At 61.6% G+C, this 21,346-nt stretch carries 16 protein-coding genes; 12 read left to right on the top strand and 4 right to left on the bottom strand.

The window, feature by feature from the left end; genetic code table 11:
- Positions 1–175 precede the first annotated feature (175 nt).
- Complete coding sequence (locus C3Y91_RS32100; RefSeq protein WP_130665162.1) at positions 176–2,461, bottom strand: heavy metal translocating P-type ATPase; 2,286 nt, start codon at positions 2,459–2,461, stop codon at positions 176–178.
- A 71-nt stretch (positions 2,462–2,532) separates the two neighbouring features.
- Here C3Y91_RS32100 and C3Y91_RS32095 point away from each other — a divergent pair, with 71 nt between their 5' ends.
- Complete coding sequence (locus C3Y91_RS32095; protein WP_018068183.1) at positions 2,533–2,955, top strand: MerR family transcriptional regulator; 423 nt, start codon at positions 2,533–2,535, stop codon at positions 2,953–2,955.
- A gap of 72 nt (positions 2,956–3,027) precedes the next feature.
- Positions 3,028–4,242: a TIGR03862 family flavoprotein gene (locus C3Y91_RS32090; RefSeq protein WP_018068182.1), complete on the top strand. Its 1,215-nt coding sequence runs from the start codon at positions 3,028–3,030 to the stop codon at positions 4,240–4,242.
- 145 nt (positions 4,243–4,387) lie between these two features.
- On the opposite strand, the gene msrB is transcribed toward C3Y91_RS32090, so the two are convergent.
- Positions 4,388–4,873: a peptide-methionine (R)-S-oxide reductase MsrB gene (gene msrB / locus C3Y91_RS32085; protein ID WP_018068181.1), complete on the bottom strand. Its 486-nt coding sequence runs from the start codon at positions 4,871–4,873 to the stop codon at positions 4,388–4,390.
- A gap of 209 nt (positions 4,874–5,082) precedes the next feature.
- On the opposite strand from msrB, the gene C3Y91_RS32080 reads away from it, so the two are divergent.
- The 10 genes from C3Y91_RS32080 to C3Y91_RS32035 all read left to right on the top strand — a co-directional run bounded on the left by C3Y91_RS32080 (position 5,083) and on the right by C3Y91_RS32035 (position 17,256).
- A complete protein-coding gene (locus C3Y91_RS32080; protein ID WP_168576254.1) occupies positions 5,083–6,042 on the top strand; it encodes a helix-turn-helix domain-containing protein in 960 nt (319 codons plus the stop codon).
- 166 nt (positions 6,043–6,208) lie between these two features.
- Positions 6,209–7,717 carry an aldehyde dehydrogenase gene (adh, locus tag C3Y91_RS32075; protein ID WP_017968031.1) on the top strand — a complete coding sequence of 503 codons (1,509 nt, stop codon included), beginning with the start codon at positions 6,209–6,211 and terminating at the stop codon, positions 7,715–7,717.
- A gap of 210 nt (positions 7,718–7,927) precedes the next feature.
- Positions 7,928–8,320, top strand: coding sequence for a DUF779 domain-containing protein (locus tag C3Y91_RS32070; RefSeq protein ID WP_168576253.1), 393 nt, complete (start codon positions 7,928–7,930; stop codon positions 8,318–8,320).
- A 105-nt stretch (positions 8,321–8,425) separates the two neighbouring features.
- Positions 8,426–9,022 carry a DJ-1/PfpI family protein gene (locus C3Y91_RS32065; RefSeq protein WP_018068177.1) on the top strand — a complete coding sequence of 199 codons (597 nt, stop codon included), beginning with the start codon at positions 8,426–8,428 and terminating at the stop codon, positions 9,020–9,022.
- A gap of 25 nt (positions 9,023–9,047) precedes the next feature.
- On the top strand, positions 9,048–9,398 hold the full coding sequence (locus C3Y91_RS32060) for a ribbon-helix-helix domain-containing protein (protein ID WP_018068176.1): 351 nt from the start codon (positions 9,048–9,050) through the stop codon (positions 9,396–9,398).
- Between the two features lie 165 nt (positions 9,399–9,563).
- Entirely contained in the window at positions 9,564–10,271 is a 708-nt protein-coding gene (locus tag C3Y91_RS32055) for an SDR family NAD(P)-dependent oxidoreductase (RefSeq protein WP_018068175.1), read from the top strand.
- Positions 10,272–10,563: 292 nt separating this feature from the next.
- Positions 10,564–11,697: a calcium:cation antiporter gene (locus C3Y91_RS32050; protein ID WP_168576252.1), complete on the top strand. Its 1,134-nt coding sequence runs from the start codon at positions 10,564–10,566 to the stop codon at positions 11,695–11,697.
- Between the two features lie 143 nt (positions 11,698–11,840).
- Positions 11,841–12,605: a bestrophin-like domain gene (locus tag C3Y91_RS32045; RefSeq protein ID WP_018068173.1), complete on the top strand. Its 765-nt coding sequence runs from the start codon at positions 11,841–11,843 to the stop codon at positions 12,603–12,605.
- 239 nt (positions 12,606–12,844) lie between these two features.
- Positions 12,845–14,044 carry an efflux RND transporter periplasmic adaptor subunit gene (locus C3Y91_RS32040; protein ID WP_018068172.1) on the top strand — a complete coding sequence of 400 codons (1,200 nt, stop codon included), beginning with the start codon at positions 12,845–12,847 and terminating at the stop codon, positions 14,042–14,044.
- Positions 14,045–14,085: 41 nt separating this feature from the next.
- A complete protein-coding gene (locus C3Y91_RS32035) occupies positions 14,086–17,256 on the top strand; it encodes an efflux RND transporter permease subunit (protein ID WP_027689390.1) in 3,171 nt (1,056 codons plus the stop codon).
- Between the two features lie 95 nt (positions 17,257–17,351).
- Here the strand turns inward: C3Y91_RS32035 and C3Y91_RS32030 are convergent, their stop codons facing one another.
- Positions 17,352–18,152, bottom strand: coding sequence for a hypothetical protein (locus C3Y91_RS32030; RefSeq protein ID WP_075226086.1), 801 nt, complete (start codon positions 18,150–18,152; stop codon positions 17,352–17,354).
- A gap of 265 nt (positions 18,153–18,417) precedes the next feature.
- Positions 18,418–20,946: a methyl-accepting chemotaxis protein gene (locus C3Y91_RS32025; RefSeq protein WP_026170604.1), complete on the bottom strand. Its 2,529-nt coding sequence runs from the start codon at positions 20,944–20,946 to the stop codon at positions 18,418–18,420.
- Between the last annotated feature and the right edge of the window lie 400 nt (positions 20,947–21,346).

Raw genomic sequence — 21,346 nt, 5'->3', positions numbered from 1 at the left:
TAGCAGCCGGTTAACAGCAGCACCCTGTGGAGAAGCCTGCCGAGGCAAGAGCCGGCATATAGCCGGCTCTCCAGGAATCGATTAAGCGCTCAGGCGCGAGTCGTTGCGGCACTACGCAACAACCGGGCGGCCGCCACCATGTTGACGAGCGCCGGACGTGTGAAAGAAAGAAATGCTATATCTTTATTCGTAGCAACCGCAGTGCGTTGATCGTCACCAGCACGGTGGCGCCGGTATCGGCGAGGATCGCCGGCCAGAGCCCGGTAATGCCGGCGATCGTCGTGACCAGAAACACCGCCTTCAATCCGAGGGCGATGGTGATGTTCTGCAGGATGTTGCGCATCGTGCGTTTGGAAAGTTCGATCATCCGCGCCACGTCGCCGACGCGCCCGTGCAGTACGGCGGCATCCGCCGTCTCCAGCGCTACATCGGTGCCGCCGCCCATGGCGATGCCGATATCGGCGGCCGCCAGCGCCGGAGCGTCGTTGATGCCGTCGCCGACCTTGGCGACGACGAAGCCCTCGCGCTTCAATTCGCCGACGACCCGCTGCTTGTCCTCCGGCATCATCTCGCCGCGCCAGTCGATGCCGAGCATGCCGGCAACGGCTGCCGCGGTCCGCTTGTTGTCGCCCGTCAGCATCATCGCCTTGACGCCTGCTGATTTGAGGGCAGCGAGCCCGGCCTCGGCATCCTCACGCGGCTCGTCGCGCATGGCGATCAGGCCGGCCGCAACACCGTTGACGAGCAGCACCGACACGCTTTTGCCCTCGTCGTTCAGCGCCGTGATGCGTGCATCCTGTTCCGCGCTGAGCGTCCCGCGCTCGCGGGCGGCGGGCGGCGACAGCAGGTCCAGCGCCTCACCGCCGACTTTTCCGCTGACACCCTTGCCCGGCAGCGCTTCCAGCTCGAAGGCCGGCGGCACGGGAACGCCATCGGCCTTGGCACGGTTGAGGATCGCCAGCGCCAGCGGATGGCTGGAACCCTGCTCCAGCACCGCCGCGCGCGACAGCACCTGCGCCTCGCTCAGCCCGAACGAAATGATATCAGTTACCTGAGGCTTGCCTTCCGTCAGCGTGCCCGTCTTGTCGAAGGCGACCATCGTCACCTTGCCGAGCGTTTCCAGCACCGCACCGCCCTTCATCAACAGCCCGCGCCGCGCACCTGATGAAAGCGAGGCGGCGATTGCCGCCGGCGTCGAAATGACGAGCGCGCAGGGGCAGCCGATCAAAAGGATGGCAAGGCCCTTATAGACCCATTCGCCCCACGGGCTGGCGAACAGCAGCGGCGGAACGACCGCGACCAGCGCTGCGACCACGACCACGCCGGGCGTGTAGTAGCGCGAAAACCGATCGATGAAGCGTTCGGTCGGCGCCTTCGATTCCTGCGCTTCCTCCACCAGCTTGACGACACGGGCGATGGTGTTGTCGGCGGCCGCCGCCGTGACGCGAACCCTCAGCACCGCATCGCCATTGACCGTGCCGGCAAAAACGACGGCATCGACGCCCTTGCGCACCGGCGTGCTTTCGCCCGTCACCGGCGCCTCGTCGATCGCACTCTCGCCTGAGATGATGATACCGTCCGCAGAGATACGGTCGCCAGGGCGAACCATGATAGTCGCGCCAACGGCAAGGCTTTCTGCCGGCACTTCCCGCGTCTGCCCATTGTCTTCGAGCAGCGCGCTCTTCGGCACCAGGGCCGTCAACGACTGGATGCTTTCGCGCGCCTTGCCAGCGGCCACCCCTTCCAGCAACTCGCCGACGAGGAACAGGAACACGACAGTTGCCGCCTCTTCACCGGCATTGATGATGACGGCGCCGACGGCGGCAATCGTCATCAGCATCTCGATCGAAAAGGGCGTACCTGATAGGGCGGCCATGACGGCGCGGCGCGCGATCGGCACCAGCCCGACCAACATGGCGACGATGAAGGCGTAGGGCGCGATCGCCGGCACCAGATGGCCGACGGCGTAGGCGACAACGAGCGCCACGCCCGAAAGAATGGTCAGCCGGCCTTTCTTGCTCTGCCACCAGAGACCGGCCACCGGCGCATGGTCGTGCCCATGCAGGCCTTCGATTTCCTTTTCGCCGTGATCATGGTCATGGCTCGCATGATCGTGGTTTGTATGATCGTGATCATGACCTGCGTGATCGTGGCCTTCGTGGCCGTGATCATGGCCGGCATGATCGCCGTGATCGTGGTCGTCATGATGATGTGAGCCGTGTTCCCGCGCAGGCGCAGCGCTTCCAGCAAGAGGCGCGACGGAATAGCCGAGCCCCGTCACCTTCTTCTCGATCACCTTGAGATCGCTGCTGCCATCGTGCCGGACGGTCATCGTGCCCGCCATCACCGAGACGGAAACATCGGCGACACCCGCCACACGTCTGACAGCCGTATCGATCTTGGTTGCGCAGGCGGCGCAATCCATGCCGCCAACCCGGTATCGTGTCTCGCTCTCAGCCATCATCCGCTTCCTTGTCAAACAGAAGCATCTCTCCTACATCCTCTAGCGACTAGAGGTGCAAGAGGAAAATCATGAAAAAAATCACCATTGGTGAAGCTGCGCGCCAAAGCGGCGTCAAGGTGCCGACGGTCCGTTATTATGAGAGCATCGGCCTGCTTGCGGCGCCGAGCCGCAGCGAGGGCAACCAGCGCTCCTTCGAGCCTGCCGATATCAGCCGTCTCGCCTTCATCCGCCATGCCCGTGAGCTCGGCTTCGAGATCGAGGCGATCCGCACGCTGCTCACCCTGCAGGACGATCCGCACCAGTCCTGTGCCTCGGCCGACGCCATCGCCAAGGCCCGTCTCGTCGAGGTCGAGCAGCGCATCCGCAGCCTGATGGCGCTGAAGGCCGAGCTGGAAACCATGGTGGAAGGCTGCGGCCACGGCCGCGTCGACCAATGCCGAGTCATCGAGGTGCTCGCCGACCACGGCCAGTGCACACATCCGCACCACTGATCGCTCGCGTCCTTGCAGGCGGTCCGCGCCCGCGCCAAAACTGAATGCAGAAAGAATCGGGCAAAGACATCAATGAACCAGAAGCGGATCGCGATCATCGGCGGCGGCCCGGCTGGCCTCGCGGCTGCCGAACTGCTGTCCCGTCCCGGTCATGCGGTGACGGTCTACGACGCCATGCCGACCCTCGCCCGCAAGTTCCTCTTGGCCGGCAAGTCGGGTCTCAACATCACGCATTCCGAGGATTATGCCCGTTTCACCACACGCTTCGGCGCGGCCTCCGCCCGTCTGCGCCCCGCTCTTGATGCCTTTACCCCTGATGATATCAGGGATTGGGCAGCAGGGCTCGGGACCGAGACCTTCATCGGCTCGTCCGGCCGGGTGTTCCCGAAGGTGATGAAGGCCTCTCCTTTGCTGCGCGCCTGGCTCAGGCGACTGGAGGCGCGGGGCACTACGCTGCGCACCCGCCACCGCTGGACCGGTTTTGCCGAAGATGGTTATGCTTTCGAAACGCCCGAAGGGCGCAGCATCGTCCATTGTGACGCAGCCCTGCTGGCGCTCGGCGGCGCAAGCTGGCCGCGCCTCGGCTCCGATGCAAGCTGGCTGACTCGGCTATCGGAGAGAGACGTCGAGATCGAACCCTTTAAGCCCGCCAATTGCGGCTTCGCCGTCGGCTGGAGCGGAAGCTTCAGCGAGCGTTTCGCCGGCGAGCCGGTAAAGTCGGTCACCGCAACATCCGAGGCCGGCACGTTTCCCGGCGAATTCGTTATCACCAGGAGCGGCATCGAGGGCAGCCTGATCTATGCCCACACCGCCAGCCTCCGCGACCGGCTGCTGAACCACGGCAGCGCTGCCCTGACGCTCGACCTTGCACCCGGCCGCACCACCGAGAGGCTGAGCCGCGACCTTGCCCGGCAGGATGCCAAATCGAGCTTTTCAAACCGCCTGCGCAAGGGTGCCGGCCTCGACGGCGTCAAGGCGGCGCTGCTGCGCGAACTCGCTCCCGAGCGCGACCGGACCGATCCTGAACGTCTCGCCGGCATGATCAAGGCCCTGCCGGTGCCGGTGATCGAAACCCGCCCGATCGCCGAAGCGATCTCCTCGGCCGGCGGCATCCGCTGGAGCGGCATCGACGACAGCTACATGTTGAAGGCGCTACCGGGCACTTTCGCCGCCGGTGAGATGCTCGACTGGGAAGCGCCGACCGGCGGCTATCTCCTCACCGCCTGCCTGGCGACCGGCCGGGCGGCAGCGCGCGGCATCGAAGCCTGGTTGCAGCGCGGAGCATGATGCCGAAAAGTGTGATCGGTTTTCGGACGACATCATGCTCCAACTCTTAATTTAGAACAGGATTCAGATTTTAGGCCGACCCGGCCTAAAATCATCCTGTTCTAGGCGCAGGCAGTCATCAGCACCGAGTAAGGTCATCGCTCGATCAGGCCGAGGCCGGACGGAATGTCATGGCGAGCCCATTCATGCAGTAGCGAAGCCCGGTTGGCTTCGGGCCGTCATCGAAGACATGGCCGAGATGCCCACCGCAGCGGCTGCAGTGCACGGCGCTGCGCACCATGCCGAAAGTCGTGTCGCTCGTGGTGCCGACGGCTTTTTCGAGCGGCGCCCAGAAGCTCGGCCAGCCGGTGCCGCTGTCGAATTTGGTGGTCGAGGAAAAGAGGTCCTGGTCGCAGCCGGCGCAGGCGAAATTGCCCTTTCGCTCCTCATGCAGCAAGGCACTGGTGAAGGGCTGTTCCGTCCCCGCCCGGCGCAGGATGACGTATTGATCCGGCGTCAGCAGCTTGCGCCATTCCTCGTCGGTATGCGTCACCGCAAACGTCTCGGCGGCGATCGCCTTGCCGGCCAGGCCCAGGTGAACCGCAAACACCCCAAAAGCGGCGCCCATCAGCAACAATCGTCTATTCAGCATGGTCGGATCTCCTCGTCTGGCAAACCTTGCTTCCGTATAGAACTACGAGAGAGAGGGGTCATTTGTTACGCCATGGCCGCCCAAACACCGAAATGTGATTTCCGCCATTGTCGTCAGGAAGAGCCGCATGCTGACGACCGCCAGTACCGGCCGATTGCAAACCAGCCGCTTTTCCATCAGAATGTGCTGAACTTCGGTGGGAGGAGCCGATGCACGAACACTCAGCGCACGCCGAGCACGTCTACACGTCTGCCCAGCGCGATTCTGCGGCGGCCAGTTCTCCCGTTGTCGCCTCATGGCGGCGGTGCATGACCATGCATCAGCTCGCCCCCGAGGACCAGCGGGCTCCACTGCGCCTCACCGACCAGGAATTCCGCCGCGCGCGCGAGCAGTCCGAACAGCTGATCGCCAGCGCGACGGAAGAGCTCGATCGTCTCTTTACCACCGTTGGCAGGGCCGGCTGCTGCCTGCTTCTGACCGACAAGAACGGCATCGCCCTGGAGCGCCGGGGCGCTGCCGGCGACGACAAGGAATTCCGCGCACTCGGCCTCTGGACCGGCTCGGTCTGGACAGAGGCCAGCATCGGCACCAACGGCATCGGCACCGCGCTTGCCGACGAGCGTGCCGTCGCCATCTTCCGCGATCAGCATTTTTTCTGCTCGAATACCAGCCTCAGCTGCACGACGGCGCCGATCCGCGATCATCGTGGCCGGGTGGCAGCAGCCCTCGACATCTCCACATGCCGCGAAGACGTCAACGAGATGACGCTGGCGATCCTGACGCAGACCGTGCGCGATGCGGCGATGCGCATCGAGCTCAACCTTTTCCGCTCGGCCTTTGCCGGCGCCCGTTTCCTGATGGTCCCGGCCGGCGCCAATTCCGCCGCCGCCCTGCTTGCCGTCGACAGGCACGATCTGGTGCTCGGCGCGACGCGCGCCGCCCGCATCGCACTGCAGCTGGACGACAAGCGCATCGCCGCCGGCATTCCTGCCGCCGATGCCCTGCACGAGGCTGGCGTCTCCCAGCAGGACGAGATCGTCGAGGCGGAAAAGGCGGCACTGCTGCGGGCGCTGTCGCGCGCCGGCGGCAATGTCTCGCAGGCGGCGATCGCGCTTGGCATCAGCCGCGCAACGCTGCACAGGAAGATGAAGAAGCTCGATCTCCACTGATCAGGGTAAAGGTTCCGCTCCTGGAGCAATCGCGACGCGATGCTGTCGCAGGTCTGCGACACTGTGCACTGCGGTATGGAAGACCCGCCCTAGTCCCTCCGCCAAATTACGCACATTTTCCTCCCACTGGTTCGCTTGGGAACCTGGATCATCAAGGGAGGATGACATGCTTCATCAGAAAATCGTCGAGTCGCCGTTCAAGCTGAAATACGGCAACTATATCGGCGGCGAATGGCGCGAGCCGGTCGAGGGAAAATACTTCGAAAACCTGACGCCCGTCACCGGCGGCAAGCTCTGCGACATTCCCCGCTCCAATGAAAAGGACATCAATCTCGCGCTCGACGCCGCCCATGCGGCTAAGGAAAAATGGGGCCGCACCTCCGCTGCCGAGCGCTCCAATATCCTCATGAAGATCGCCCAGCGCATGGAAGACAAGCTGGAATTGCTCGCCCAGGCCGAGACCTGGGACAACGGCAAGCCGATCCGCGAAACCATGGCGGCCGACATTCCGCTGGCGATCGACCACTTCCGCTACTTCGCCTCCTGCATTCGTGCCCAGGAAGGTTCGATCGGCGAGATCGACCACGATACCGTGGCCTATCACTTCCATGAGCCGCTCGGCGTCGTCGGCCAGATCATTCCGTGGAACTTCCCGATCCTGATGGCCACCTGGAAGCTGGCACCTGCGCTTGCCGCCGGCAACTGCGTGGTGTTGAAGCCCGCCGAGCAGACACCGGCCTCGATCCTGCTCTGGGCCGAGCTCGTCGGCGATCTCCTGCCGCCCGGCGTGCTCAACATCGTCAACGGTTTCGGCCTCGAAGCCGGCAAGCCGCTGGCGACCAGCCAGCGCGTCGCCAAGATCGCCTTCACCGGCGAGACGACGACAGGCCGGTTGATCATGCAATATGCCAGCCAGAACCTCATTCCGGTGACGCTGGAGCTCGGCGGCAAATCGCCGAATATCTTCTTCGCCGATGTGATGGCCGAAGACGACGACTTCCTCGACAAGGCGCTCGAAGGCTTTGCGATGTTTGCCCTCAACCAGGGCGAAGTCTGCACCTGCCCGAGCCGCGCCCTCGTCCAGGAATCCATCTACGACCGCTTCATGGAAAAGGCCGTCAAACGCGTCGAGGCGATCAAGCAGGGCAACCCGCTCGACACCGCGACAATGATCGGCGCCCAGGCTTCGACGGAGCAGCTGGAAAAGATCCTCGCCTATCTCGATATCGGCAAGCAGGAAGGCGCGGAAGTGCTGACCGGCGGCTCGCGCAACGATCTCGGCGGCGAGTTGGCGAATGGCTATTACGTCAAGCCGACGATCTTCAAGGGTCACAACAAAATGCGTGTGTTCCAGGAAGAAATCTTCGGACCGGTTGTTTCGGTCACGACCTTCAAGAACGAGAAGGAAGCGCTCGAAATCGCCAACGACACGCTCTACGGTCTCGGTGCCGGTGTCTGGAGCCGAGACGCCAATCGCTGCTACCGCTTCGGCCGCGAGATTCAGGCCGGCCGCGTCTGGACCAACTGCTACCACGCCTATCCGGCCCATGCCGCCTTCGGCGGCTACAAGCAGTCGGGCATCGGCCGTGAAACCCACAAGATGATGCTCGATCACTACCAGCAGACCAAGAACATGCTGGTGAGCTACAGCCCGAAGGCACTCGGCTTCTTCTGAGATACTCAGCATGACGGGAGGGTCTTAAACCCCTCCCCAACCCCTCCCCACAAGGGGGGGCTTACCATGCGGCCCTCGCCGTATTCACTCTTGAGGCGCAGCATATGCAGCCGGCTTGTTGTTTTGCCAGCCGGTGCCACAGCTTAGCCCCTCCCCCTTGTGGGGAGGGGTTGGGGAGGGGAGTTCTCCCCCAAAACTTTGGAGGCAGCCATGGAAACCACCGTCAACGGCGAAGCGCGTGTTCTCGCAACCGACACAGCTCTCGATTTGATCGCAGAAATAAAGCGGGATCATCCCGAGATCCTCTTCCACCAGTCCGGCGGTTGCTGCGACGGCTCCTCGCCGATGTGTTATCCGGCTAACGAATTCATGATCGGCGACAGCGACGTCAAGCTCGGCGAGATCGGCGGCGTACCGGTCTATATCAGCACCAGCCAGTTCGAGGCGTGGAAGCATACGCAGCTGATCATCGACGTCGTTCCCGGCCGCGGCGGCATGTTCTCGCTCGACAATGGCCGCGAGAAACGCTTCCTGACTCGTTCCCGCCTCTTCGGCGGCGGCGGGGCTTGCGCAGTGCCTGATGTGAAGGTCAGGGCGGTCTGATGCTGTCGCCCGCCGGGTGGGAATTTCGCCTGTAGTATTCCCATAGTACCTGCTCTCTACAGCTCTTTGCTAATCTCCGCCAGTTGGTTTCAAAGGGAGGAAACGATGCCAGCCTCAAAGATCCTGATGATCACCGGTGACTTCACCGAAGATTACGAAACGATGGTGCCGTTCCAGACGTTGCTTGCCTGCGGCTATACCGTCCATGCCGTTTGCCCCGGCAAGAACGCCGGCGAGACTGTCGCCACCGCCATCCATGATTTCGAGGGCGACCAGACCTATTCGGAAAAGCGCGGCCATAATTTCACGCTGAACGCCACCTTCGACAGCGTGCGCGCCGAAGATTACGATGCCCTCGTCATTCCCGGCGGCCGTGCGCCCGAATATCTGCGCCTCAACGCCGACGTCATCAAATCCGTCCGGCACTTCTTCGACGCCGGAAAACCCGTTGCCGCCATCTGCCACGGCGCGCAGCTGCTTGCCGCTGCCGGTGTGCTGAAGGGCCGGACCTGCTCGGCCTATCCAGCCTGCCGGCCGGAAGTCGAACTTGCCGGCGGCATCTATGCCGATATCGAAATCACCGATGCAGTCTCGGACGGCAATCTGGTCACGGCGCCCGCCTGGCCCGCGCATCCGTCGTGGCTGCGCCAGTTCATGGCCGTGCTCGATGCCACAGCACTGCTCGAAACCAACGCCGCCTGAGGAGGGCGGCACTGGGGAGGACGATATGTGTGAACTCTTCATCAAGGCCGATGCTCGGCTCTGGGAAAGCGCCACCCGGTCGCTGCGCATCGACGGCATGGTCACCAGCGTCAGGTTGGAAAACTTCTTCTGGGCAAAGCTGGAGGAAATCGCCCGGCGCGACGGCATGAATGTTGTCCAGCTGATCACCCGGCTGCATCATGAATCGATCGATGCCGGCCACGATCTCGGCAACTTCACGTCCTTCCTGCGGGTCTGCTGCGCTCGCTATCTCGACCTGCAGCTCACCGGCGACATCCCGGCCGATGTCACCCGTCCCATTGCCGGCCTCGACGCGCCCGTCATTCTCGGCCGCGAACGGGCGAAGTATCACTGAAATCAGGTCCGACAGACGATCAAGGACGAACGGCCCGCGGATAGCTCCGCGGGCCGTTCCGCAAACATCTGACCTTGTCCCGGGCGGCGGGCTTGCGCTGCCGCGCAGCCTGGATCAACAATGTGGGCAGCGTCCAGCGCGGGCACCGTCAGGAGATCGATTGCCATGAACGAACAGAAAGCCGTGATCGTGACGGGAGCCGGCGGCAACCTCGGCAGCGCCGTTGTCCGCGAGCTTGCCAGCGCCGGCGCAAAACTCGTCTGCATGAACCGTTCGGGCAATGAGCTGGAAGCCTTGGCCGGCGATCTTCCAGCTTCCACCGAATTTCTGTCGATCGCGGGAACGGATCTCACCGATTATGCCTCCTGCGCCGCCGCTGTCGCCCGGGCCGTGAAGCGCTTCGGCGGCGTTAGCGCGTTGGTCAACACCGTCGGCGGTTTCCAGATGGGACCGGTCGGGCCGGAGGCACCCGCGCAGTGGGAGACGATGATGACCGCAAACGCCCGCACTGCCTTGACGATCAGCGCCGCGGTTCTCCCGACCATGAAGGCCGCGGGCTACGGCCGCATCGTTCATATCGCCGCCGCACCCGGCCTGAAGGCCGGCGCCAAGCAGGCCGCTTACGCCGCCTCCAAAGCCGCCGTCATCCGGCTGACCGAGGCGATCGCTGCCGAATGCCGCGACGACCGCATCACCGCCAACTGCATCCTGCCGGGCACGATCGACACGCCTGAGAACCGCGCGGCCATGCCCGATGCGAAGACGGACGGCTGGGTATCGCCGCAATCGATCGCCCGCCTCATCGCCTTCCTGATTTCGCCGGCAGCAGCTGTCGTGACCGGCGCGGCAATCCCGGCGACCGGCCGCGAATAATCGAAGACGCGGCGTGAGCAGCCGCCGCAACGCACTACAACCGCCCGCGCCGCGCGTTCGCCGGGCCTCGTCTTGCCCTCTGTTTTAGCAGTCCCTGTCAGGAAACAATGGATGATGAGAATAGAGACACCTGCAAGTTTTAGTCAGTGACACACGATCTGGCTTGAGGTTCGGTTCGCCTTAAGGCAGCCTCGTCTCGGCCTGCTCATGGGACGGGCAGGAGACAGTGGGCGGACACAATGGTTTTGATGATCGCATTGCGGCGACATTTGACGGAAGACGGGTGGCTTCAATGACGGACGGCCCGGCATTGCGCGCCGTCGGCGCAAACTGCCTGATACGCGAGGAATGGTTCCTGGGCGTCAGCGTCGCGACGAGCTTGGCGTTTTTTGTTTTCCAGGAGCAGCTCTTCGGGCAGCTTTCCGATCCGCTTTGGTTCACTGTCGTTTTCGCGTGGCTGTTTGCTGCCGTCCTTGGCTCCGCTCTGTCGGTTGTCCGGCACGCGGATCATTTGGCTGAGCGGCTGAAGGAGCCCTACGGCACGCTCATTCTGACGCTTGCCATCACCTCGATCGAGGTGATGGCAATATCAGCCGTCATGCTTCACGGCGAGAACAATCCCACGCTTGCGCGCGACACCCTGTTCGCAGTCGTCATGATCATCCTGAACGGCATGGTCGGCCTGTCCTTGCTGCTGGGCGCATGGCGGCGACCGGAACAGCAGCATAACCTGCAGGGCGCCAACGCCTATCTCGGGGTCATCGTACCGCTGGCGACCCTAAGCCTGGTGATGCCGACATTTCTTGCGGGGCCGGACGGACAGCATCCATCTGCACCGAGACAACTGATACTGGGTATAATATCGGTCGGCCTTTACGCTACGTTTCTGTTTCTTCAGGCCGGCCGCCATCGGGACTATTTCACCGACGACAGCAACCGTCACGAGCGCATCAGTGAACGTGTCCCTCGACATGGACCGGTCTGGCCTCATGCCATTCTGCTTTTCGCCCATATGGGTCCTGTCGTCTTTCTAGTCGAACAGCTTGCCCGGCCGATCGATTACATTATCGAAACCCTGCATGCTCCAACCGCATTTGGCGGTGTTGTCATGGCCATCCTCGTCGCGACGCCTGAAGCAATCAGCGCCGTGCGTGCATCCATCGCCAATAATCTTCAGCGCTCCGTCAACATTTTCCTTGGTTCGGTGCTGTCGACGATCGGGCTGACGGTGCCGGCGATGCTCGTTGTCAGTCAGCTCTACGGACATCCCGTGACACTCGGCCTGGAGCATGGAGATCTGGTGATGCTCCTGCTCACTCTTGCTGTCAGCATCATCACCTTTGCCAGCGGCCGCACGCATCTCATGCAAGGCGCTGTCCATCTGGTGCTTTTCCTGGCTTACGTGTTGCTGATATTCCAGCAATGAAACCCGCCGGTGGCGGCCGCGCGAGATCAGGAAAGTAAAGAGTTCCGCGCTTGGTCTGTCTTCAGCTATGATGACGGGGGCTTTGCATAGCTTGCAAGCAATCGCGGTGGCTGCAGGACCTACATGGCGAATGGAGACCGGCCGTGGACTCACTGTTGGTTGGCGGGCTTGTATTTGTTTTTCTGTCGACGGCGACGTCGACAGGATTGATCGTGCGTGCCCGATTGCCCAATCACCATCTCAATGCGGAATCCAAGGACGTCATCAGGCTGGCGACCGCAGTAGTGGGAACGCTGTCGGCCTTGGCGCTCGGCCTTCTGATCGCATCCGCCAAGTCGTCCTATGACAATGCCGAAGTGGAGATGAGAACGGCAGCCGCACGGATACTGCTGCTTGACCGCGTCATGGCGCAATACGGGCCGGAAACCGACAATGCGCGTCAATTACTGCGTGAACTCATCGAGAAACGGCTGAGCCGCGGCTGGACTGCCGAAACCACCGACGAGACTTCCGGCAAGGCCGTGGGAGAATATCAGGATATAGAGACGGTTCAAAGCGACCTTCGATCGCTGGCACCGAAGGATGCGGCGCAGCGCGCTCTCCAGGCCCGTGCTCTGGAGGTAAGCGGCATGGTGGCCGAAACCCACTGGCTGCTGGTCGAATCCGGGAAAGAGGGTTTGCCCTGGGCCTTCCTTACCGTTCTCGTCTGTTGGCTCTCGCTGCTTTTTGCGACCTTCGGACTGCAGGCGCCGGCCAATCCGACGGTGCTGTCAATTCTGTTCGTCTGCGCCCTATCTGTCGCGGGCGCGATCTTCCTGGTTTCGGATATGGCCAATCCATATGTCGGGCTGGTCCATGTTTCGGATGCGCCTTTGCGGTCCGCTATAGAGCGCCTCGGGAAACCCTAGCCACATCATGGCGTCCGTCGAGGATGAGCTTCGACACAGTTTAATTGTGCACCAGCAGCTATTGCAATTTTTAGCAATGCCGCGACATAATATCGCATGCCCGGAACTTTTCGGAGAGGGGCCGTCTCCGCCGAGGCACGCATGAAGACTACAGCGCCGCGCGTCTTTTCAGACGCGCAAAGGACGCTGTAGATCTTTGAAATTACTGCAGTAGGCTCGTAAACATCGGGGCGGCGGCAATGCGTGTGAGATTGTATCAGGGTCTGCACCTGTCTGTGGTGCTCGCCGGCATTGCAATTCTCGCTGGCTGTGAGGAAAGCGGCAACACTTACGTTGCCCCTCCTCCACCTCCGGTTCGAGTCGCCCAGCCGGTCCAGCAACCGGTGACGCTCTATTTCGAACTCACCGGCAATACGGCACCACTCAATTCCGTCGATATCGAGGCGCGCGTCCAAGGCTACGTCCAATCGATCGACTACCAGGACGGCATGACGGTGATGAAGGGCACCAAGCTCTTCGGAATTGAGCGCAACACTTATCAGGCGCAACTGGATCAGGCGAAGGCATCGCTCGCCTCGCAACAGGCGTCTCAGGTCGGCGCGCAACAGGAATACGACCGACAGCTCAATCTGTCGAAGCAACAAGTCACCACGCAGACCGCCGTCGATAGCGCCAAGGCGACGCTCGACGAGGCGAATGCGTCCATCCTCAACGCTCAGGCCAATCTCGATCTCGCGACGATCAACCTCGGATATACCGAAGTGCTTGCCCCCTTCGACGGTACCGTCACCGATCACCTCGTCGATATCGGCGCACTTGTCGGCGTATCAGGCCCCACCAAGCTTGCCAGCATCGTTCAGACGGATCCGCTTTATGCCTATTTCAACGTCAGCGAAACACAGGTGCTGATGATCAAGGAAACGCTGGCAAAGCAGGGACACACCTTCAAGCAGACGGATCTTCCGAGTTTCCCGGCAGAGCTCGGCCTGCAGACGGAAGAAGGCTACCCACACAAGGGACATCTCGATTATGTATCGCCGCAGCTCGATGCCTCCACAGGCACGCTTCAGGTACGCGCCCTGTTCGACAACAAGGACCGCGCCATGCTGCCCGGTCTCTTCGTGCGCGTTCGGGTGCCGGTCGGCCATAACGACAAGGCTCTGCTAGTGCGCGACGATGCGATCGGAACGAACCAGCTGGGCAGCTACCTGCTCGTTCTCGGTAAGGACGACGTCGTCGAGCAGAAACAGGTCAAGACCGGCCAGCGTGAAGGTTCGCTCCGTGTCATCGACTCCGGCCTCGATCCGGCCGACTGGGTCGTAACACAAGGTATCCAGCAGGCCATCCCCGGCAGCAAGGTCACGCCCGAGAAGATGGAAATGAACCCGCCGGCAGCTGCCGCCGGCGATACCAAGGCAAAGACCACCACCACGCAATGAATTCGCCACCATGCTACATCTGACCGTCTAAGGACAACAGCATGATCTCGCGCTTCTTCATCGAGCGACCGGTACTCGCCAACGTTCTGGCGTTGGTCTTCGTGCTCATCGGCGCGGTAGCCCTGTTCCAATTGCCAGTGGCGCAATATCCGAATGTCGTTCCGCCGACGGTGCAGGTGACGACGCGTTTTCCCGGTGCCAGCGCCAAGACCCTCGTCGATACCGTCGCCCTGCCGATCGAGCTGCAGGTCAACGGCGTGCAGGACATGCTCTACATGCAGTCGACGAGCGCCAGCGACGGCACCTATTCGCTGACAGTGACCTTTGCCATCGGAACGGATCCCGATCAAGCGCAGGTTCTGGTGCAAAACCGCGTCGCCATAGCCATGTCATCGCTTCCCGAAGCGGTGCAGGTTCAAGGCGTCACGACACAAAAGAAATCGACGGCGATTCTCGGCTTCGTCACCCTGACCTCACCCGACAGCCGCTATGACAGCCTCTTCCTGTCGAACTATGCCGTCATCAATCTGCAGAATGAACTCGCCCGCCTGCCGGGTGTCGGCAACGTCACCGTGTTCGGTGCCGGCCAGTATGCTATGCGTATCTGGATGGACCCGAACCTGCTGCAGGCGCGCGGTCTGACACCGCAGGATATCGTCAACGTGGTGCAGCAGCAGAGCCAGGAGGTCACCGCCGGCCAGATCGGCATTCCGCCGGTGCCGAAGGGGCAGATCTTTCAATACACGCTGAATGTCAACGGCCGGCTGAATGAGGCTGCCGACTACGAGAACATCATCGTCAAGGTCGAAAGCGGGGAAGGCGGCCGCGTCACGCGCATCCGCGATATCGGCCGCGTCGAACTCGGCGCCCAGACGTACAGCCAGTCCTTCATGCAGAACGGCCGGCCGGCGGCCGGCATCGGCATTTTTCAGTTGCCGGAGGCCAACGCCATTGCGGTGGCGCAGGAGGTGGGCGCAAAAATGCAGGAGCTCTCGAAGAGCTTCCCGCAGGGCCTTGAATATCACGTACCGTTTGACACGACGAAATTCGTCAAGGCATCCATCGACGAGGTTTATGTCACTTTGATCGAAGCCGGCGTCCTCGTTCTCATCGTCATTCTCGTCTTCCTGCAGGATTGGCGGGCAATGCTCGTGCCGGCGACCACAGTTCCGGTCACCATCATCGGCGCCTTCGCGGCCATGGCGGCATTGGGCTTCACCGTCAACCTGTCGACGCTGTTTGCCATCGTTCTCGCCATCGGCATCGTCGTCGATGATGCCATCGTCATCGTTGAGGGTGTCGCCCGCCACATCGAGGCGGGCCTCTCCGGCCGACAGGCGGCCGAGAAGGCGATGGAGGAACTCCTCGGTCCAGTCATCGGCATTACGCTGGTGCTGATGGCCGTTTTTATTCCGGCCGCCTTCCTGCCCGGCCTGACCGGACAGCTTTATCGGCAATTCGCCCTCGTCATCGCCGCCACGGCGCTGATCAGCGCCATCAATGCCGTCACGCTGAAACCGACGCAATGCGCCCTTTGGCTGCGGCCGCCGGTCCCGCCCGAGAAACGCAACGTCTTCTATCGCGGTTTCAACAGGGTCTACGACAAAGGCGAACGCGGCTATGCCGGGCTGATCGGATCGATGACCCGCCACGCCGGTGTCATGGCCATAGCGGCAATTGTCCTGATCGGGGTCGCCGTCTGGGGCCTCACCCGTCTGCCGACCGCGTTCCTGCCCATCGAGGATCAAGGTTACGTGCTGATCAGTGCACAACTGCCTGACGGTGCCTCGAAGGAGCGCACCGATGCCGTGATGAACGAGGTCGGCAAGATCGCCGAAGCCACACCTGGCGTCGATCAGGTGCTGACGATCAGCGGCATTTCCGTTCTCGACAACAATGCCAGCCTGCAGAATGCCGGCGTGGCCTATGTCGTGCTGAAAGATTGGGACGAGCGCGGCAAGCAGAAGGGGGAGGATCTGCTGTCGATCTACCAGCATCTGAACGGCGCGCTGCAAAGGGTGCTCGCCGCCAAGACGCTGGTGGTCGTGCCGCCTCCGATCCAGGGCGTCGGCAATGCCAGCGGCTTTACCATGCAGGTCGAGATCAAGAACGGCATTTCCGACTACCCGCTGCTGCAATCGCTTGCCGATACGATCGTCAAGAACGGCAGTGCCCAATCGTCGCTGCAAAGGCTGAGCACGCCTTTTCGCTCGAACGTGCCGCAACTCGCAGTCGCCGTCGACCGCATCAAGGCGGAGACATTGGGGGTTACCGTCGGTCAGGTTTTCTCGGCGCTCTCCGGCTACGTCGGCTCGAGCTATGTGACCCAGTTCAACAAATTCGGCCGCACCTTCCAGGTCTATGCGCAGGCCGCTTCCGATTTCCGGGTCAGCCCGGATGACATTCGCAATCTGAAGGTCAAGGCCGGTGACGGGACAATGGTGCCGCTCGGCACGGTCGTCGATGTCACGACGACGCAAGGCCCCTCCCTGATCAGCCTCTACAATCTCTACCCCTCAGCAACCATCGTTGGCGGGCCGGCCGCCGGCTTCAGTTCGGGCCAGTCGCTCGATGTCATGGAACAGATTGCCAATCGAACGCTGCCGCCGGGCGCCGGCTTCGAATGGACGGCGTTGTCCTATCAGGAGAAGGCCGTGGGCGGGCAGATCTATTTCGTCTTCGCGCTCGCCATGCTCCTCGTCTATTTCGTGCTCGCCGGCCAATATGAAAGCTGGATCTTGCCGCTGGCGGTCATTCTCGCCGTGCCGCTCGCCCTCCTCGGCACGGTGGCGGCCCTGACGGCAGCGGGCGTTGCCAACAATCTCTATACGCAGATCGGCCTCATCCTGCTGATTGCGCTTGCATCGAAGAATGCCATTCTCATCGTCGAATATGCGCGGGAAAAGCGGGCGGAAGGCATGGAAATTCTGGATGCCGCCGTCGAGGCCGCCCGCCTGCGTTTCCGGCCGATTCTGATGACGTCCTTCGCCTTCATTCTCGGTGTCCTGCCGCTGGTGCTGGCGACAGGCGCCGGCGCATCCGCCCGCAAGTCGATCGGCATATCGGTCTTCAGCGGCATGATCGCCTCGACCTGCCTCGCCGTGCTCTTCGTACCGTCCTTCTACGTCCTGCTGCAGCGCCTCGAGGAATATTGGAAAGGGCGCATAAAGACCGCGGCCGTCGCGGAGGCGGAGATGCCGAAGGTTCAGTAAGGCTATTGCAACAGCCTGTCGCGCAATCACCTGCGGTTTCACGCGGAGGCAGGTTGCTGCTGAGGTCTCTTCACAGCGCAAGTTTCGAACAGACGCTATAGTCCCGAGGTCAGCACCCGGTGGCATGCAGGCGACACGCGTTGCAAATTGTCCCGAAGACAAGCGATAGCCCGTCCTCCGCCCAAAGGCACCGTGCGGCACAGAGCCTGAAAATCCGATCCGCAGGTTTCGCGCAGGATCATCAGTTCCTCGCGCGGCGAGAAGGCCGGCATCATGGCCCGAGGAGCCGGCGTGGTCGCAACCGTCGCAGCAGCACCGCCGCTGGCTGGGGTTGATCCGGCTGATTCTCCCCCGGCTGATCCTCCCAAGGCCGCAACGGCCTGCTGACACGGCACCGATAGAGCGGCATTGTGCTGTTGCAAGCAGCTTAGTGCCTCGGTGCCGCCCGGTGTGACACCAGAGCATTGCGCCATAAAATCGCGTTGGCAGGCCGATTTGACGGCGTTGCGCTGCGCCTGCGTCGGTGCGGCCGTCGCCGGGGCGGGTGTGGTCGCCCCAGTGGTTGCGGGCGCAGCCGGGGCCGGCTCCGCGGATGTCGACTTGGGTTTGCTCACCGCCGACACCGCCTTCCGGCAGCCCGCCGACAGTGTGGCATTATGCTGTTGCAGACAAGTGAGCGCCTCGATGCCGCCCGGTGTCACCCCTGAACATTGCGCTATGAAATCGGAGCGACATTCCGCCTTGATCGCATTGCGCTGCTCTTCAGTCGGCGCCTGCGCGAACGCGACACCAGCTGAGAGCACCACTGCGCAGAACGCTGGCAATCCCGAGATAGCAAACAGAAGACGACGCCTTCCATGCGGAGCCGTCGGTAGAGAAGATGCCCATTTTCGCATTATCCCTCCCCCTATAAATCTTTAATCTACTTCATGAAATCGAACGCCCGGCTGAATAGAATAATAAACGCCCGCCAATTGGAGGGACGTTGCTTGCCGCTTTGGAAATATTAAAACGGCGGCTCCACGTATATTAGAATATTGCTATTTTAGCAACTATCGTGCGCCTGAAACTGATCAAAGCACATGTATCACTCATCAGCCTGCTGATCGGAAATCATCCATCTCAAAGCAAGTTAACAGGTGCTGCGAATACATACTGCCGTCATGCCGCAGTCTGGTACCCTCTTGAAGCCGCGCTCTCGTGGCCTTCAAGCCGAAAGCGCGCAATCATGTCGGTAAGTGCAAGCGCCTCGGACGATAGCTGTCTGGTGGCAGCATTCGTCTCTTCCACCATCGCCGCATTTTGCTGCGTCATACGATCAATATCGTTCACCGATGCGTTGATCGAATGGAGTGTCGTCGCTTGGTCGCGGCTTGACGAGGCGATGAGCTCGATATGACCGACAATGTGGACGATCTCGCTGGAAATCTCCATCAGCGCATCGCCAGTGCGGCCGACGAATTCGGAGCCGGACGCAACCTCTCGGACGGAATTGTTGATGAGCTCGCCGATTTCCTTGGCTGCGCGAGCCGATCGTTGCGCCAGCTCCCGCACCTCCTGCGCCACGACAGCAAAGCCCTTGCCGGCCTCACCCGCTCTTGCCGCCTCGACCCCGGCATTTAGGGCCAAGAGATTGGTCTGGAAAGCGATAGCGTCGATGGCACTGACAATCTGAACGATCCGGCCGGACGCGTCCTCAATCCGCCCCATGGCCGAAACGGCGTTTTGGACCACGGAGGCCGAGGCGTCGGCGCCCTGTTTGGCGCGTTGGACAAGCGCAAGCGCTGCTGCTGCCCGTCCTGAAGAGGTGTTGACGGCGGAAGAAATCTCGTCCACTGCCGCTGCTGTTTCCTCAAGTGCGGCCGCCTGCTTTTCCGTTCGGCTGGCCAGGTCATCAACGGCTTCCGCCATCTGCCGGCCATTGTCGCTGATGAGGGAAGACGTCTCGCGGATATCGCAGAGCGTCTCCTTGAGACCCGCGACCGACATGTTGAAATCGGTGCGGATCCGGTCGAGTTCGGAGGCAAACGGCGTATCGATCGAAAAATTCAACTCCCCGCGCGACAGCCGCGTTAGCCCTTCTGCAAGAGCCTCGATTGCAGCGTCAACCTGGACCTTGGCGCTACGCCGCTCGAGTTCGTTGCGGGCGCGCTCAGATTCCGCATCATTACGCGCGATCTCGGCCTGTTGTTCCATTTCGACATTCGACAGCGCGTTTTGTTTGAAGACGGAAAGCGCGCGCGCCATTTCCCCGATTTCGTCGCCCCGTGCCTCGCCGGTGATTGCGGTATCGAGCCTTCCCTCTGCGATCTTGCGCATCGCTGCGGTAATCTGGGTGATCGGTCCCTTCAGGGTGATGACCAGCGCGGCACCGGCGGTCATAGCGATCAGGATGCCGAACACAATGGCGCCACCGGATATCCTATTCGCCTGTTGACGATCCTGCCCAGCATTTTGCCTTTGCGTCTCGGCGAATTGAGCAAGCAGGTTCCAGGTGTTGTCGATCTGCGCCGCAGCGCTATCAAATTCAGCCAGCTTGCGCGCCGCACCTTCGGAGAGCGCTGCCGCGTTTGCTGCAAGCAGATCGAGGACGGGTTGAGCCTTCTTCGGAATTTCGGCAAAGACGGGGTCGTCGTTCACCATGCCGGCAAGACGGCCGAGCTCGGTCTGATACATGTAGATCGACTGCTGAACTTTCTTCACTCGCGCGTCGTCTGGATTGCCGGCGAGTTCGGCGAAGCCGACGCGGATCTCATTATTGCTGTTAACGATGGCGCGCAGTTCGTTGCCGACATTCGTCGCCTGCGAGATATCCTTGTCCGACGCGGCAAGAGCGAGCACGGAGGTCCGCATCAGATCGTCGCCAATCGTCTTGAGACTGTCGCCAGTTGCAGCAAGATTGGCAACGGTGGCATCCGTTGTTGGGACATCCAAAGTGTCCAGCGACACCTTCGAAGCGTTGGCGATGGCGTCCACAGCAGCGGCATACTGCGCGGCGAGGGCTTGTTTGTCGGTCGCGACTGCAGGCGAAAGCTGCTCCTTTGCCTTTTGCAAATCGGGCGCGTATTTGGCTAACAGGCTAACTTTGTCAGCCGGCGTCGTCGCATTCGTATAGTCATTGCGAAGTTTTGTCGCGACACTGGCGGCGGCGCTGACGGAGACGGAATTGTTCAGACCGCCCTTGTTAGCATTTTCCGTCTTTTTCGCGCTAGCCATCAGCATGAACGAGCGCTTGCCAACCTGCCCTTGCAGATCAAGAAGTGCCGCGGAAGCAGCGTCAACATCACTGAGAATTTTCTGCTGCCCCGTTTCGATTTGCCAGATCGCTTCGATCTTTTGCGGGATGATTTGCGATTGATCGAGCGCGCGGTCAAGAAGCCCCACATCGGTCGTCGGCCTTAGGCTCTCGATCGTCTGCTTCAGGTTTGCCAGTTGCTCTCGGGCCTCCGCAAGCGCGGTATCACGGGCTTCCTGCGACGGCTTCATCAGAAAGCCGGTCATGCTGGAAGAAACATGTTTGAACCCGTTCAGAGACTGCAAAACATGGTTGGAGATCTCCATCCGACCTTCGAGAAGGCTGGCCGCGTAGTAGCCCGTCAGCCCCACTGCGCATAGGCTAATGACGAATGGCGCCAAAAGTACCAGCACCTTCGTCTGAATGCGAACCCGCGACATCAAACCATTTACCACGAATGCACCCCCACCACCGATCGGAGCCAAACTGTCATTCTTTGCTTAAGAACCGATAAATGGGTTGATCTGAGGATTATGCACGCCTCATCTGTCGCGGCGAGGACGTGGTTCAGACACTCGTAGGGGCATGTGGGCAGGTCGACTAATTCATCATCGCTTGGCCGGCTTGTGTGACCTTCTCGCATTTCTCGTGTCGGCCACGCCATTTGGCCAAAAGCAGCAAAGCCCCGACCGTTTTTACGGTCCGGGGCTTCCGGTTACCGCAGCCGTGCCTCGACCGAGGTCTAGAAACGTCAAAAGCCCGCCGGAATGGCGGGCTTTTGAGTATGTGTATTATGGAAAGTTTGGTTGCGGGGGCAGGATTTGAACCTGCGGCCTTCAGGTTATGAGCCTGACG

The sequence above is a fragment of the Rhizobium ruizarguesonis genome, assembly GCF_012349115.1.
In the GTDB taxonomy this organism is placed as follows: Bacteria; Pseudomonadota; Alphaproteobacteria; order Rhizobiales; family Rhizobiaceae; genus Rhizobium; species Rhizobium ruizarguesonis.
The sequence above is the reverse complement of the archived record's forward strand: the minus strand, read 5'-3'. Positions and strand labels throughout refer to the sequence as shown.